Here is a 14,030-nt window from a genome sequence, read left to right on the forward strand (position 1 = left end):
CAGATCCTTCGCTCCGCTCAGGATGACAAATTCGTGATGAGGCGGACTCCTATTGCTGATTATTCGAGGCTGGGGGCTGGCTGGTTTAGGGTGGCGCGGCGCAGGTCTCCTGTTTCTTCTTCAAGGAGCCAGCGGCGGAGCTGGAGGATGTCATTGGCGCGGACTACGCCGAGGACCTTCATCGTCTGCCGGGATTGAACGACTACGACGTTCTCGACATCCTTGAGCATCATGGAACGATGGACCTGGTCGACGGATTCGCCGGGATAGGCGAGGACGTAGTCCTGGCGCGCCAGCTCCTGCATGGTGAAGTGATGATCGGGCGGCTCGATGCGCATGAGGTCATGTGCATCGACGATGCCGAGAAGGGTTTCATCGGAATTGACGACCGGCATGAAAGCGACCTCACTCGGCTTGTATTTCTCGACGACGGAGTGCAGGGTATCGGCGGCGTGAACGACGTTGAACTCTTTTTTCATGACCTGGTCGACGCTGGCGCGCATGAGCACGGGGACTGAATAGTCCTGGCTGATGATGAGGCCGCGCTTGACGAGCTTGATGGTCATGATGGAATCGCGGCTGAAGAGGCGGACGAATCCATCGGCGATCATGACGGAGACGACGAGCGGGAGCAGAGCGTTGGGATTGTGGCTTAGTTCGAAGAGGAAGACGATGCTGGTGAAGGGGGCGCGCGCGATGCCACCGAAGACGGCGGCCATGGCGACGAGCGAATAGAAGCCTGGGTCGCTGACAAGATGCGGGAAGAAATGCTGGCAGGCTGTGGCGTAGGCTGAGCCGAGTCCTCCGCCAACGACGAGGGAAGGCGCGAAGACGCCGCCGGTGGTGCCGGAGCCGAGCGAGATGACGAGCGCCCAGAACTTGGCGACAGCGATGCTGATGAGGCTGGCGACGCTGAGATGGTCGTTGAGCATTTCGCGGATGGTGCCGTAGCTGGTGCCGAAGACCTGCGGAACGAAGTATCCGATGACGCCGAGGATGAGCGCGCCGATTGCAGGAGACCAGATCGCCGCGTATTTCCAGGGGAGCTTGTCGAAGAAGTCTTCGAGCCAGTCGAGGGTGCGGATCATGCAGAGGCCAACGACGCCCATGAGGATGCCCATGAGAGCGAAGAGCCACAGCTCGGTCATGCCTGTGAGCTTGAATGCGGGGGTGGGAAAGAGCGGTGTCCATCCGGCGAAGTAGATGCGCACACCGGTGGCGGCGGCGGATGCGAGCGCGACGGGAATGAAGGAGCGGGCGCGGAGTTCGAATAACAGCAGCTCGATGGCGACGAGGATGCCAGCGAGCGGAGCGGTAAATGTGGCAGCCATGCCAGCGGCTGCTCCGCAGGCGAGAAGGACGCGGCGGTAGTAGGGTGTGAGCCCGAGCACCTGGCCGAGCAGAGAGCCGATGGCGCCTCCGGTCTGGATGATGGGACCTTCCGCACCGAATGGGCCTCCGGTGCCGATGGCGAAGGCCGTGGCCAATGGCTTGAGGATGGCGACGCGAAGGCGCATGCGGCTGTGGCCGAAGAGGACGGCTTCCATGGCTTCAGGGATGCCGTGGCCTTTGAGCGTGGGCTCAAGGAAGTAGATGAGAAGACCTACGAGCAGACCACCGATGGGCGGAATGAGCATGACCCAGAGGCCGAGATGGTTGTTCGTGGGATCGGTTACGGCAAAGGATGCTCTGCCGTAAAACATGAGGTTGGTGAAGAAGTAGATGAGCTCAAGCAGGCCCTGGGCGACTAGTCCGCCGATGATGCCTACGACGACCGCGATGCAGCATATTTTGACGACCTGAGGCTCGAGAGCTACGCCGAACTGGTGTTTAGCGAAGTCTCCCGAGCTGAGCTCTGCTGCATTTGCATTTGAAACCGGACTATCCGCCATGAAGATTTCCTCTTTGTCCGCAAAGAAGCTCTCGCAGTGGCAGATAACCGAATCGGCGGAAGATCAGCTTATTGAGCGGATCTAACAGCCGGTGGAGACAAGCGGCCTTTCTTCGGTCTCCGTCATACTTTCTCTGCGCAGCTTCAATGCCTGCAATATGTCTGTCTTTGTTACAACTCCAACTACCTTGTCCTTGTCTGTTTTGCCGGCGGCGTGAACCGCCAGGAGCATAGGCTCGCTGTCTTGCGCGAGCAACAATCGAAGCGCTTCTGTTGCGTTTGTGTCGGACGGAACTTTCTGCACCCGACGCTGCATGATGTCGCGTACGTGCGTAGTGCTCCATTTTTCCGGAGGCACATGACTGAGCGCCCAGAGACTCAGGGCGCCGACGATTTTTCCTCCGTCACAGACGGGATAGATCTCATGCCGTATATGCGGCGAGAGCGTGGCGGTGAACTCGCTCAATGTGATGGCGGCAGAGGCGGAGATCAGTTCGGTCTGCATGATCTGGCTGACCGGGAGATCCTGCAGTTCGGTGACGCGCACTGCCTCGTGGAGGCGCTGATCGCCGGATGCAGAAGCATCGCCGGAGACGGCATAGGCCACGGCCGAGCCGATGAGCGCGGGGATGATGAAGGCGTGTCCGCCGGTGGCCTCGGCGACGAAGACGACGGCGGCTAGCGGTGTTTTGTATCCCGCGGAGATGAAACATGCCATGCCTACGGCTGCATAGAGCGCAGGCGTGGCGCTGTGGGCGATGGTCTGCGAGAAGGCCAGGCCGAGAGCTCCGCCGGAGAGGAAAAGCGGCACGAACATGGCGCTGACGCCGCCCGCGCCGAGGGTGAAGATGGTAGCCGCGAGCTTGAGAACGGCGAAGGCTACGAGCTCAAGGCTGCTATGTGGTTTCGAGAGAATGAGCCCGACGGCCTCGTAGTTGGCGCCGATGGGAACGAGGCTGCCGTTGTAGAACTGCAGGAATGCGAGGCCGCACAATCCGGTGAGCAGGCCGCCGGTAGCCATCTTGAGCCAGTGAGGCCATGCTAGATCGACACAGAAGCTGCGAACGCGGCGGAAGGTGATGACGAAGGCCATGGCGATGAGGCCGATGATGAGGCCGAGGAGCGCGCTCCAGACGAGGTCTTTGCGCGTGAAGGACGTTGCCGATATGAAATCAAAGAGAGGGTCGCTGCCGAGAAACGAACTCAGCGTCATGAAGGAGACGACGGAGGCGATGAGGGATGGCAGGAGAGCCTCATGCGCAAGATCATCCTTGTAAGGCATTTCAAGCGCGAAGACGATGCCGGTGAGCGGAGCGCGGAAGACGGCGGACATGCCCGCGGCGGCTCCGCAGATGAGCATGATGCGGCGGTCGCGCGCGTCGAGATGGAACCCGCGAAGGGAGCGGAAGCGTGTCCAAATCCATGATCCGATAGCGCCGCCGCCGTAGATGCTTGGGCCTTCAAGAGCGGCGCTGCCGCCGAGACCGACGGTCGCGGCAGCAGCAAGAATCTTGGCTACGAACGGACGCAGATTGATGTGGCCCTGATGCTCGTGATACGAGCGAATGATTTCTTCGGTGGAGTGCTCGTCAGGGTCAGGCGTGAAGAACTGCATAATGAGGCCGGCAATCAGACAGCCGAGAACGAGTCCGGGAACGATGGCCCAATGATGGGCGAGGTAATACTGCAGGACGGGCGGCCACACCTTCTGCAGAATGAGCACTGCGATTGCAGTAATGGCGAGGCCGGTGATGACGCCGATGATGGGCGCGATGATCAGCCACTTCTGGAGATCACGCGCGTAGACGATCGTGAGGTCTTCATGGACGAGCGGAGCGTATTTGCGTAACAGCGGATGCCGGAGGAAACTTCTCCAGCCTTGATGTTCTTTCATAAATCAGTCGCAGTAAAAAGACTTTCCTTATCAGATGTATGAGTCGATGATGGCCGGGAAGCCGGCTTCAGTTTGCCCTGGGTTGCGAATCGGAGCAGCTCTTCGCGCAGCCGATTCAGTTCGTCGCGATGCCGGAGCGACAGCTTTTTCAAGATGCCACGGCCGCGCGCGGTGAGGGAGACGACAACGACGCGACGATCGGATGGGTTGCTTTCGCGGCGCACCAGGCCGCTCAGAACAGCGCGATCGATCAGGCCAACGACGGAGTGATGGCGTTCCTGCAGGAACTCCGCCAACTCGGATACCGTGGCTTTGCCGCTGCCGGTAAAGCCAGCGATGCCAAGCATGAGCTGATGCTGTTGCGGCGTGATATCAAGCTCACGCGCGGCGCTCTCGCTGAAACGAAGGAACTTGCGGAGCAGATAGCGGAAAGATGCGAGTTCGGAAAGTACGTGATCGAATTGCTTTTCGTCTGCTTCAGCGATAACTTTCGATCTTTCCGTCACATATCCAACTATATCGCAATGCGATGTTTTTTGCAAGTGCGAGGGAATTGCAATGGAACACGATACATGGCGGTTGCTGACCGGAATGAGGCGGGCCTTCAGCCCGCTTGGGGTTGAGGGGAAATGAACCCAGGGCGTCGCGCGCCTGACATTCGTCAGGCTGGCTTTGCCCTGGGCTGGTATGAGATGCGCCTTTGGCGCATTTATGCTGCTGCGAGGCGTGGCAGATGCATGGACATCGCACACGAGAGAGATTGCGTGTGCTGTGGCAGCTCTTTACGTGAGCCGTCGCAGCTTTCGCTAGTGCTGGGCGTCTCTTGTTTTGCTGCCGGAAGAGTTCGTTGACGGTTATTGAGGCAGCTTGCCCGTGTAATGAGCGGCGATGATGTTGGCCTGGAGTTTGTCGAGGGTGGCGGCGCTGGGCATGCCTTTGGTCATGACGCCCTCGAAGAAATAACCCTTGGCCCAGTTGCTGTTGTCTCCACCGATGCCGAGGATGATGGCGCCTTCCTGCTTCATGGGCTGATAGCCCTTGGGCAGCGGAATGACGCCGGTGGTGGTGAGTGCTCCGTGCTGTGCGTTGCCCTGATAGATGGCGTAGTTGTGCTGGCCGTCACTCGCGCCAATATCAGTGACGAAGGTAGTGCTGGCGGGAACTTTGAGATGGCCGTAGATGCCATCTTCCATGTCTAACCCTTCATCGGGGCTGCATGGATCGCGGTGACACATGATGTTGATGGCGTCCATGTGTCCGGCTTTGTTGTCGAGGTTGTTGGCCTCGGCGTTGCCGAAATCGAAGCAGCATTTGCCATTGAGATTGAGGGCTGAGGTGACCATGTAGACGCCTTCGGGCTCTCCGTTGACGGCGGTCTGCTTTGGCGTGTCGTTGCGGTAGCCCATGCCGGGAACGATGGCAACACCGTAGGCTTTATGTCCGTCGACGGTGACGGGTAGAGCGTCTGCCACGGCGGGAATGTCATAGCCGTTTGGGCCGGGACCCTTGGCTGCGCCGCCCGGAGGCGCGGGAGTGAGGTCGTTGTGATTGGGGGACTGGTCGTAGATCCTGGTGATGGTGCAGGTAGTACCGGCGCAGAAGGCATCCTGCTTTTTGGCATCGGCGTAGCCATCGCGTAGAAGGCCGATGTTGGTATGGGCCTGATCGGACTTGCGTGTCACTTCATAGAGCGGACCGGTGTATTTGCTGTAGAGAGCGCGCGTGGTGCTGATGGCCGCGACGCATGGCGTGGTGGAGGCGAGCACATCGCAGGGGCGCGATGTGACGGTCTGCGCGGATGTGAGGCAGGGCGCAATGCTTGCGAGTGCAAAAACGGCAAGACATGAAACGGCAAGGCAGCGAAAGGAGTTGCGTAGCGATGACTGCGATTGGAAAGGCATGATGTTCGTGAGTCCTTTAGTGAAGTGGTTTTGCTTCTCTCGAACGTGCTGTTGCAGGCATCGGAATTCTAGCATTCGGTGGGAAGGTGATTTGTGTTTTATTGGACTGCCGGTAAGGCATGGCTGGGTGCATCGAGTGACGCAATTCCCCATCGCTGCCTTCAGCGCGCTCTGACACTCATCTGCGACCTGCCCGGACATCCCGCACACCCTCAACAATTCCTTCCACGACAAACTCGGGATCCTCGTGCGGCAGCTCATGCCCTGCTGTCGCCGCAATATGCTGTGTCGAGTTCGTGGATAGCCGAAGATATTCCTTCTGCATCTCTTGCGTGGCGTCCTCCAGTTTGATCGCAAGCGGCTCGGCCAATCCTGGCACCATGCGAAATTTCGGACTATGCGTGAGCACAATCACGGGCTTCGCTCCCAACGAATGCAGTTCTCGCGCCTGCGCTTCACTTGCACCCACGTCGAGCCGCTCTGGGTTCATGTGCGGATCGGTCTGAATCGTGGTCAGAAAGGTCCGCACATCCGTGAGCGCTTTCGCTTCTCCATCCGCGGCGGGCGGCAACAAACTCAGCCATCGATTGAACTGGTCCGGATGCGTCGTGGAAACAAGAACCAGCCCGGCCACCTTGGCCGGATAGCGAGCTGCAAAGACCTGCGCATGCAATCCGCCGATCGAGTGGCCTGCCACGAGAAAAGGCCCTTGCAGCCCGGCGACCTCCAGCACGCGAGCCATATCCGCTGCTGAATCCGCACTGGTAATTACCGGCTTGGGATTCGGATCGCTTCCGCCAAGCCCCGCCCGGTCATAGAGACATACGCGCGTCACAGCGGCTACTTTCGCTGCAATCTGCTGCCACGCGCGATCTTCCACCGGCGCAGTTCCCATCCCGGCATCGATCACAACCGTGGGCTCTCCGCTCCCCTGGCACGCCAGCCGGATATGGCGGCCGTCAACGTCAAACTTGCCGTCGATCCTCTGCGCGAACATCGAAGGAGCAATAGCGGTGAGGGCAAAGAACAGGACAAATCGGAAAGGCGTTCTGATCGCATCAATCGTGTGCATACACACGTACAACGTGCGCAGCGCCGTAATGTTTCATGCGAACCGGAACATTTCAACCCGCTACGGTGCCCAAGTGGCATGTAGAAGTCACATCTACTTCTGCGCTACCTTTTGGCCCGTAGAGCCAGTGTCATTCTGCTTGGTGTAGGTGTACTGGATCTTACTGTAGTTGAGAGAGAGTTGCTCGGTGGGCATCTCCGCGCCCACTTTACCGGCATGCGTCTTCTTTTTACTTGGACCTGGATCGGGGCTGAAGCCTGAGATGACCACATCTGTCATCTCAATAACCAGGTATTTGACCTGCTTGCCTCCCGAAGGCCGCATGACCTCAATCGTCGCTTTTTTGATGTGCGTGCCCTTGCTGCACAATTCATAAAGCTTCGGAGAAGAGCTGTCGACGTGCTTGGCGATCGACAGACTGCCGTGTTGGGACACGTTCGTTTGCTTGGCCGCTGCCGCCTTCAGAGGCTCCGCCGCTGTTGGAATGGCTGCACCGGAGTAAGAAGCAATTTCAATCCAATCCTTATGTTGACTGTCCGTGCTCTCACCCTTGACTCCATCGATGTACAGATATGCGTCAGTCGCCATCGCATCTCTCCCTCAGATCACTCGATTCAGGATCGCCGCAACTATACCCGGTAATCCCTGCAAAGACTACTTGTTTCTGCGAAAGAAAACGATTGTCGAAGTATGTTTCTAGAGCCGATCAATGCCTGATAGGAATGCGGTCACAGCACGGCAAAATTCCTCCGGGCTGTCGGCGTGAACAACGTGACCTCCGGGAAGCGTCAACAGAGTTGTGTTTGCGCGACGCTCGGCCATGTTTCGCATCTCGGTCTCTTTCGTGATTGGGCTGTGCTCTCCGCGAATCAGCAGTGCTTTGCAGTTGCTTGCCAGCCAGTCAGACGAGTGGTCTCCATTGAGGTGTTTTTGAGATATCTCTTCATCGGCAGGATTGAAAGAGAGTTGCCATCCGGCTGCAGTTTGCCGAAATGAGTTTCGCACGTAAGGAGCCAGGCGAGATCCAATCCGCTCTTCCAATGCTTGTTGCGTCGGAAATGTGCCTGACCAGGGCCGGATAAAACTCACATCACCCGAGACGGTCGCGCCAATATCCTCAATGATCATTGCGCGAACGCGCAGCGGATTTCCCGCAGCAAACTGATATGCATTCACCCCGCCAAGCGAGTGCCCTAAGAGAACAGCCGAGTCGACTCCCAGATGACGAAAAAGAGCCGCAATGTCAGCAAGGTAATCGGATCTCCCGTAAGAGGCTGCGTGATCCGAATAGCCATGGCCTCGCTGATCCAGAGCCACGAGACGCCAACTGGGCCATAAGCAATCGGCCAGTGGAATGAATGTTGCCGCTTCCATCCAATGGCCGTGCAGCGCAATCAGTATCTGGCCGGCTCCCCCCGAATCCAGATATGACAGTCGTAGCTTTCCATTCGAGAATGCGCGACGCTCCATAGCTAACTTTATGGATGACAAATGAGACGCCGGTGATGTCCGCCAACTCCGCAATTGCTAACCGCAAATCGGATCGCCAAGAGCAATTCATTACATCGCGCAGGGAGAACAAAACTACTCTCCCGCGCGATTTAGCAGCTTGAATGAAAATGACTAGCTTTGGATCAAACGCCCCAGCGGAGCGAGCGGACCTACGAGAACATACTCGAAGCTCAGGAATCCGCCTTCGACCAGAGGCAGCTTGGCCAATGTAGCCTTGGCCTGGTCTGCCGATTCTGCATTGATAAGAAAGATCACGCCCTCCCGATCCTTGCGATGCCAGAACTGCTCAATCTTTCCGTCAAGATAAAGTTGCAGCGTGTCCGGTACTTCCTTCGCCATAATCGGCTTGGCTTGTTCCAGCGTAAGTGGCTTGATGATCGATCCGATTGCAAATACCTTCATAAAAATTCTCCGTGTCAAACCATGAATCAGGCGTCTGACAAACCTAAATCTAGCGATCGGGGGCTTCAAATGGTAGAGTCGTAAACGACAACATTGTTGTCATTCACGCCATGCGTATTTTTATACTAGCCCTTGACGATCTGTGGGATACCGGCCTCGCCGTCTCCCTCGATGCCTTTGCCCTCGCCAATAGCTTCTCTGCCCAGCTAATGAAAGGCGCGCCGCACTTCGATGTCTCGGTCGTAGGTGTTCGCAAGAGAGTTCGATCCCGTCACGGATTCCCCATACCAGTGCAAGCAATCTCGTCAGAACCTAAACCGGACTGGGTCATCGTTCCGGCTCTCGCGAAGGGAACACCTGAGCAGCTGCTCCCCGCTCTTCAGCGGCCAGATGTGAAGCTTGCGAAAACACAACTGCTCAAATGGCATGCTGCTGGCGCCAGTGTCGCCGCGTCCTGCATCGGAACATTTGTCCTGGCGGAGACGGGCCTTCTCGATCATCGCGAAGCAACGACAACCTGGTGGCTGGCTCCGGTATTTCGTCAGCGCTATCCGCATGTACTGCTCGATGAATCGCGCATACTCGTTTCATCCGGCACCGCCGTTACCGCAGGCGCGGCGATGGGCCATCTCGATCTGGCTCTGTGGCTGATCCGCACCGTCAGCCCGCAAATCTCCTCTCTTGTCTCGCGCTACCTGCTCGCGGATCTGCGCTCTCTGCAAGCCCCTTACATCATCCCCAATCATCTGGCTCAGTCAGATCCCTTGATATCGCGCTTTGAACAGTGGGCCAGGGAAAATCTCAAGCAGGGCTTTTCGCTGCAGCAAGCCGCGAAAGCCCTCGCAACCAGCTCCCGCACATTGCAGCGCCGTTGTGATGCGGTACTCGGTAAATCACCACTGGCCTACTTTCAGGACCTGCGCGTCGAGCACGCTCAATCTCTTCTGCACGGCAATGATGCCGACATCGAATCCATCGCGGCGGAAGTCGGTTATGCAGACGGCGCAACGCTGCGAACACTCCTGCGCGAGCGATTGGGCCGCGGAGTGCGCGACCTCCGCGCCAGCCTGCGCTGAGAAGCCGAAATCATATTGCCAAATCTGCTTACGGACAAACCCGCTGCAATTGCCACTTCACTTAGACCCCAGCACAATCGGCTCAGTCTCCACCAGCGTCAGCGCCTTCACCATCCCCTGCGTCGCCGTCTTGTATTTCTTAAAGTGCGGCGTCTGCAGATGCGCCTCATACGCAGCCTGATCCCGATAGGTCTCAAAGATCCGTATCTGCTCCGGATGACCTTTCACCGCTACCGCATACAGCGTCAGCACTCCCGGCTCCACGCGAATCGAAGTCTCAATCTCCTCTTTCAGCGCCGCCCTGTACGTCTCCAGTTGCGCCGGATCGATCGTCAGCTCAGCCAACCGCACCACACGCCCATCTTTCGCCGCAGTCTGTGCCCACCCGGCCGCCGCCAGCATGCAGCACGCAATTGCCAATACACCGAGAAACCACCCTTGCATCTTCATGCCCTCAGCTTATTCGAACCCGCACTGCAACCTACGCGCTCTCACTGCAACCCGCGCGCGCAATCGAAATTACGCCTCAGGCGCGTCCGGAGCCATATCCCCAATCGAGGGGATGCCACGATGTACGCCGCATCCCCGTCTCGTGTCATCCCATGCCACCACTGTGGCCTGCGGTCCCACTCCCGATGGATTGAGGCTCATCCCTCGGCAAAGCTACTTTTCCTGCATGCGAATGAATCTTATTACCCACGCCCTCAACACTTCGCGGTCAGTATCGGGTAGTTTCCCCGTGAGCCTGACGATTCGCCCCGCATGCGGCCTGCCCGGCGAATACATCTTCTCCACCGACAACACCTCCCTGCTGCGCATGCTTCACCGCCAGACCGATCTGCCTGAATCCGTCCTCGAAAAATTCGAGACCACGCTTCTCGCTACCTCCAACGCCAAACTTCTGGCTGTTGAACTCAACGACCAGACCCTGACCCAGATCGGCTACTTCGTCGACTAAGCGGTGACTGGCTTTCGCTCAGGAAGCCTTCACCGCGTCAGCCTCAGTATTCGACTCTTTGCGCCTCAGCACGCCTGCTGAAATGAGCGTCATCACCAGCCCCACCGGCAGCGGCTCCAGAAACGTCATCGCCGCGTTGTACACCGGGTTGTCGTACATCTGCTTTGTCTCGTCGATGGCCTTCAACTTCTTTGCAATCTTCTCCTCGCCAGCTCCTGAAGCCTTTATCTTCGCTACCTCGGCCGCCCAGTACGAGTCCATGAAGTGCGGCATAAACCCGAAGTAGACAACCTCCCATGTCGCTACGTAGAACACGCAAGTGATCGCGGTAATCCCAAGCCCGACTGCAAGCCCCTTCGCAAAGGTGATTCGCCCCCCGCTGTTCTTCTCCCGGTATGACCGGATGCCGAAGTACACCAGCAGAAACGACAACACCATCGTCGTGTAGCCGAGCAGCAACGCAAGGTCGGATCCGATCCGGTGCGCAAACGGCATCGTCCCCAGCATCAGCGCAGCGCTCACCGCGCCGCCAGCCAATCCAAACTTCCAAACGGTCTTTCCCATCGCTCTCACCCTTTTGCCTTTCCGGACCGTCACCCGGTCAACGTGATCCCAACGTAACCTGCTTTCGGCCGTCAACGTCGTCATGCTTTCGAGTGATTTTGGGTGATTTTTACCTATCGGGGTACAAAATCACCCTTTCGTGTAGCGCTTGGGCTATGAATTTACGGCAACAATCCCATCTCTTTGCCCAACTGCACTGCCTGCGTCCTCCGTTTCGCGCCCAACTTATCGAAAGCCCGGCTGCAATGGGTTTTGACCGTGTTCTCGCTTACGAAGAGCCGCTCGGCAATCTCGCGATTGCTCAGTCCCTCGGCTACCAGCGTCAAAATCTCCATCTCGCGGGGTGTAATCCCCAATTGTTCCCGCTTTGCCTCGTCCCGAGTAAAAGGTGCGCTCGCCGGTATGCTCACGGGCACCTCGACCGGAACAGTCACTTCTCGCACGACGACCCGCTCCCGCCGTTCGTGCATCCGCACTCCCAGCCAGATCCCAAGCCCGGCAAATAAAGCAGCGATCAGAGCTCCGTATATTTCAAACGAGTGCTCCAGGACCAGGAACCGGTACTCGGTCCACTTGAGCACCGTTATGAGCACGCCGCCCACTACCCCGAAAATGAGCACTTGCCGCTTCATCGCATCCGATCCGCTCTTTGCCCTATCGACGGCATCACAGCAAACTTGCGCTCATCTTACGCGAGACTCAGCCCGGCATGACGCCCCGGGGCATCGAGTCTAACCCCACACGGGCTGTATAGCCGCCCTATCGCCCGGCGCGCTATCCGTCACTCACTCGCGTCTCCAATCATCTTCTTCATCGCCTCGAACGCTGACACCTGTTCCTCGGTCACTGCCGCATCATCTATCCCTAACTCCTCTGAGCTCTTGGCACCGTCGGGAAGATCGCCGTTCGATGCACGATGCTGCTCCCAAGGCATCTTCAGCGCCTCTTTCAATTCATGAGCCGATCCGCCATGGCGGTCTGCCAGCACGTCAATCGCTGCATCCTGCGTTGCGCCGAGCACAGCATCCTGCAAGGCATCGGTCAGCTTTCCGCGCACGCCATCTGCAACACGCGCCAGGCCCTCGCGCAATGGCATGCCGGAATTCGTTTCGTCAGGCATCGTCAACCTCATCTATGAGTCAAATTCTAGTCAAAGGTGAAACCGCGGAGTCTGAGCGTCGTATTCGTCATTCCCTAATCTCTATTCCCTATTGCCGGGTCGCTGCTCAATAATGGTCCGTCCCACTGGAAGCCAATTTTGCTCGTTCCCAGCTCATAGGAGTCTCATGTCCAATCAGCCCTTCGCCACTACGCGCCGCAGCTTTCTCGTTGCCTCAGGACTCACCGCTCTCGCTTCCGCTCGTGCCTTTGGCGCCAACGATACGCTACGCGTCGGTGTGATCGGCGCGGGCCAGCGCATGGACACGCTCCTCAACTGCGCGGAAAAATCGGGTCCGCACGAGATTGTCGCCGTCGCCGACCCTTACAAACCGCATCGCGAAGAGGTCTTGAAGCGTGAGCCTGCCGCTGGAGCCATCCTCCACATCGACTATCGCGAAGTTCTCGACAATCACTCCATCGACACCGTCTTCATCGCCACGCCCGACCACTGGCATGTCCGCATCGCTGCCGATGCCCTTGCAGCCGGTAAAGACGTGTATCTTGAAAAGCCCGTCACCCACACCATCGAGGAAGGCGAAACCCTTCGCAAAGCTGTCCGCTCTTCGAAACAGATCTTGCAGTGCGGCATGCAACAGCGCTCCTGGATTCATTTCCGCGACGCTGCACGCATGATCCGCGCAGGCGAAATCGGCCGCGTGCTCCAGGTGCGCACCTACTGGTGGCAAAACTACCAGCGCGCCTCAGCCCCCGGTTCCGCGCGCACCGGCAGCTTCAACATGGCTGACCTCGACTGGAAGCAGTGGCTCGGCAGCGCGCCCGATCAGCCATTCAACGAAGACCGTTTCTACCGCTGGCGCTGGTATTGGAACTTCGGCGGCGGAGCGATGACCGACCTCTTCACCCACTGGATCGACGTCGTCCACATGACCCTCGGCTCCGACTCGCCCAGCCATGTCTTCATGCTCGGCGATAAATATCACTTCCAAGAGTGGGACTGCCCCGACACTGTTCAGGCTGCTCTGCGCTATCCTGCACCCTCCGCTGCCGAACCGGCCACCATCGCGCAGCCAAGCCCATTCGATGTCGTGTATGAAGGCATGATGGCCAGCTCCATCGATGATGGCGGCCTCGAGTTCCGCGGCACAGATGCCACGCTCAAGATCAACCGCAGCGGCATGAGCCTCTTCCGCGAAGGCGTCCACGGCGACATCAACCCCGTGCTCACCGAACGCTCGACCGGCGACGGCACCGTTACACACATGCAGAACTTCTTCGAGTGCGTCCGCTCACGTAAAGAACCGAACGCTCCCGTTGAAGCAGGCATCAGCGCCGCTCACGCGAGCCATCTCTGCAATCAGGCTTACCACGGCAATGGTCAGTGGTCACAATAATCCGGTGAGTCCGTTTCAGGGGACATAATTTGGATTCGAGCTGGAAGCCACTCTCGATGAGTGCTTCGGCCTGTTATCACTAGTTGACGTGCGGCTCGGTAAACACAAGCGGACTTTCTATGAGCAGGTCACTGGTGTCAAGTTTCATTCCTTATCAGGGTTTTTGCTTTTGATGTTGCGGTTGTTGTTGCTCTCTACCTTGTTTCTATTCGCACTCTTGATGAGCTGTGTTGGAGCAGGCTCGGTG

At 58.1% G+C, this 14,030-nt stretch carries 16 protein-coding genes; 3 read left to right on the forward strand and 13 right to left on the reverse strand.

Going from position 1 to position 14,030, the window contains the following annotated elements; all coding sequences use genetic code 11:
- Window positions 1-59: 59 nt before the first annotated feature.
- The 8 genes from OHL22_RS08370 to OHL22_RS08405 all read right to left on the reverse strand — a co-directional run bounded on the left by OHL22_RS08370 (window position 60) and on the right by OHL22_RS08405 (window position 8,672).
- Window positions 60-1,892 (reverse strand): chloride channel protein, encoded by a 1,833-nt coding sequence (locus OHL22_RS08370; protein ID WP_263335369.1) that lies wholly within the window; start codon window positions 1,890-1,892, stop codon window positions 60-62.
- Window positions 1,893-1,973: 81 nt separating this feature from the next.
- Complete coding sequence (locus tag OHL22_RS08375) at window positions 1,974-3,785, reverse strand: chloride channel protein (protein ID WP_263335370.1); 1,812 nt, start codon at window positions 3,783-3,785, stop codon at window positions 1,974-1,976.
- Window positions 3,782-4,291 (reverse strand): MarR family winged helix-turn-helix transcriptional regulator, encoded by a 510-nt coding sequence (locus OHL22_RS08380; protein ID WP_263335374.1) that lies wholly within the window; start codon window positions 4,289-4,291, stop codon window positions 3,782-3,784. The genes OHL22_RS08375 and OHL22_RS08380 overlap by 4 nt, the downstream gene beginning before the upstream one ends.
- Before the next feature lie 348 nt (window positions 4,292-4,639).
- Window positions 4,640-5,686: an arabinofuranosidase catalytic domain-containing protein gene (locus OHL22_RS08385; RefSeq protein ID WP_263335376.1), complete on the reverse strand. Its 1,047-nt coding sequence runs from the start codon at window positions 5,684-5,686 to the stop codon at window positions 4,640-4,642.
- 178 nt (window positions 5,687-5,864) lie between these two features.
- Window positions 5,865-6,758 (reverse strand): alpha/beta fold hydrolase, encoded by an 894-nt coding sequence (locus tag OHL22_RS08390; RefSeq protein WP_263335378.1) that lies wholly within the window; start codon window positions 6,756-6,758, stop codon window positions 5,865-5,867.
- Window positions 6,759-6,851: 93 nt separating this feature from the next.
- On the reverse strand, window positions 6,852-7,346 hold the full coding sequence (locus tag OHL22_RS08395) for an Hcp family type VI secretion system effector (protein WP_263335380.1): 495 nt from the start codon (window positions 7,344-7,346) through the stop codon (window positions 6,852-6,854).
- Between the two features lie 108 nt (window positions 7,347-7,454).
- Window positions 7,455-8,228 carry an alpha/beta fold hydrolase gene (locus OHL22_RS08400; RefSeq protein WP_263335382.1) on the reverse strand — a complete coding sequence of 258 codons (774 nt, stop codon included), beginning with the start codon at window positions 8,226-8,228 and terminating at the stop codon, window positions 7,455-7,457.
- 153 nt (window positions 8,229-8,381) lie between these two features.
- Window positions 8,382-8,672, reverse strand: a complete 291-nt coding sequence (locus OHL22_RS08405) for a hypothetical protein (RefSeq protein ID WP_263335385.1) — start codon at window positions 8,670-8,672, stop codon at window positions 8,382-8,384.
- Window positions 8,673-8,782: 110 nt separating this feature from the next.
- Here OHL22_RS08405 and OHL22_RS08410 point away from each other — a divergent pair, with 110 nt between their 5' ends.
- Window positions 8,783-9,748 (forward strand): GlxA family transcriptional regulator, encoded by a 966-nt coding sequence (locus OHL22_RS08410; protein WP_263335387.1) that lies wholly within the window; start codon window positions 8,783-8,785, stop codon window positions 9,746-9,748.
- A gap of 57 nt (window positions 9,749-9,805) precedes the next feature.
- Here the strand turns inward: OHL22_RS08410 and OHL22_RS08415 are convergent, their stop codons facing one another.
- Both OHL22_RS08415 and OHL22_RS08420 read right to left on the reverse strand, forming a co-directional pair.
- Window positions 9,806-10,192, reverse strand: a complete 387-nt coding sequence (locus tag OHL22_RS08415) for a putative quinol monooxygenase (protein WP_263335390.1) — start codon at window positions 10,190-10,192, stop codon at window positions 9,806-9,808.
- A gap of 75 nt (window positions 10,193-10,267) precedes the next feature.
- On the reverse strand, window positions 10,268-10,399 hold the full coding sequence (locus tag OHL22_RS08420; RefSeq protein WP_263335393.1) for a hypothetical protein: 132 nt from the start codon (window positions 10,397-10,399) through the stop codon (window positions 10,268-10,270).
- Window positions 10,400-10,430: 31 nt separating this feature from the next.
- Here OHL22_RS08420 and OHL22_RS08425 point away from each other — a divergent pair, with 31 nt between their 5' ends.
- Window positions 10,431-10,706, forward strand: coding sequence for a hypothetical protein (locus OHL22_RS08425; protein ID WP_263335395.1), 276 nt, complete (start codon window positions 10,431-10,433; stop codon window positions 10,704-10,706).
- A gap of 18 nt (window positions 10,707-10,724) precedes the next feature.
- On the opposite strand, the gene OHL22_RS08430 is transcribed toward OHL22_RS08425, so the two are convergent.
- The 3 genes from OHL22_RS08430 to OHL22_RS08440 form a co-directional block, all read right to left on the reverse strand.
- Complete coding sequence (locus OHL22_RS08430) at window positions 10,725-11,270, reverse strand: DUF4199 domain-containing protein (protein WP_263335398.1); 546 nt, start codon at window positions 11,268-11,270, stop codon at window positions 10,725-10,727.
- 161 nt (window positions 11,271-11,431) lie between these two features.
- Window positions 11,432-11,902, reverse strand: coding sequence for a response regulator transcription factor (locus OHL22_RS24935; RefSeq protein ID WP_317890890.1), 471 nt, complete (start codon window positions 11,900-11,902; stop codon window positions 11,432-11,434).
- A gap of 149 nt (window positions 11,903-12,051) precedes the next feature.
- The gene (locus OHL22_RS08440) at window positions 12,052-12,390 is read right to left on the reverse strand and encodes a hypothetical protein (RefSeq protein ID WP_263335400.1); all 339 of its coding nucleotides are present in this window, start codon (window positions 12,388-12,390) and stop codon (window positions 12,052-12,054) included.
- A 166-nt stretch (window positions 12,391-12,556) separates the two neighbouring features.
- Here OHL22_RS08440 and OHL22_RS08445 point away from each other — a divergent pair, with 166 nt between their 5' ends.
- The gene (locus OHL22_RS08445) at window positions 12,557-13,783 is read left to right on the forward strand and encodes a Gfo/Idh/MocA family protein (protein WP_263335403.1); all 1,227 of its coding nucleotides are present in this window, start codon (window positions 12,557-12,559) and stop codon (window positions 13,781-13,783) included.
- Window positions 13,784-14,030: the final 247 nt, after the last annotated feature.

The organism is Acidicapsa dinghuensis, assembly GCF_025685685.1.
In the GTDB taxonomy this organism is placed as follows: Bacteria; Acidobacteriota; Terriglobia; order Terriglobales; family Acidobacteriaceae; genus Acidicapsa; species Acidicapsa dinghuensis.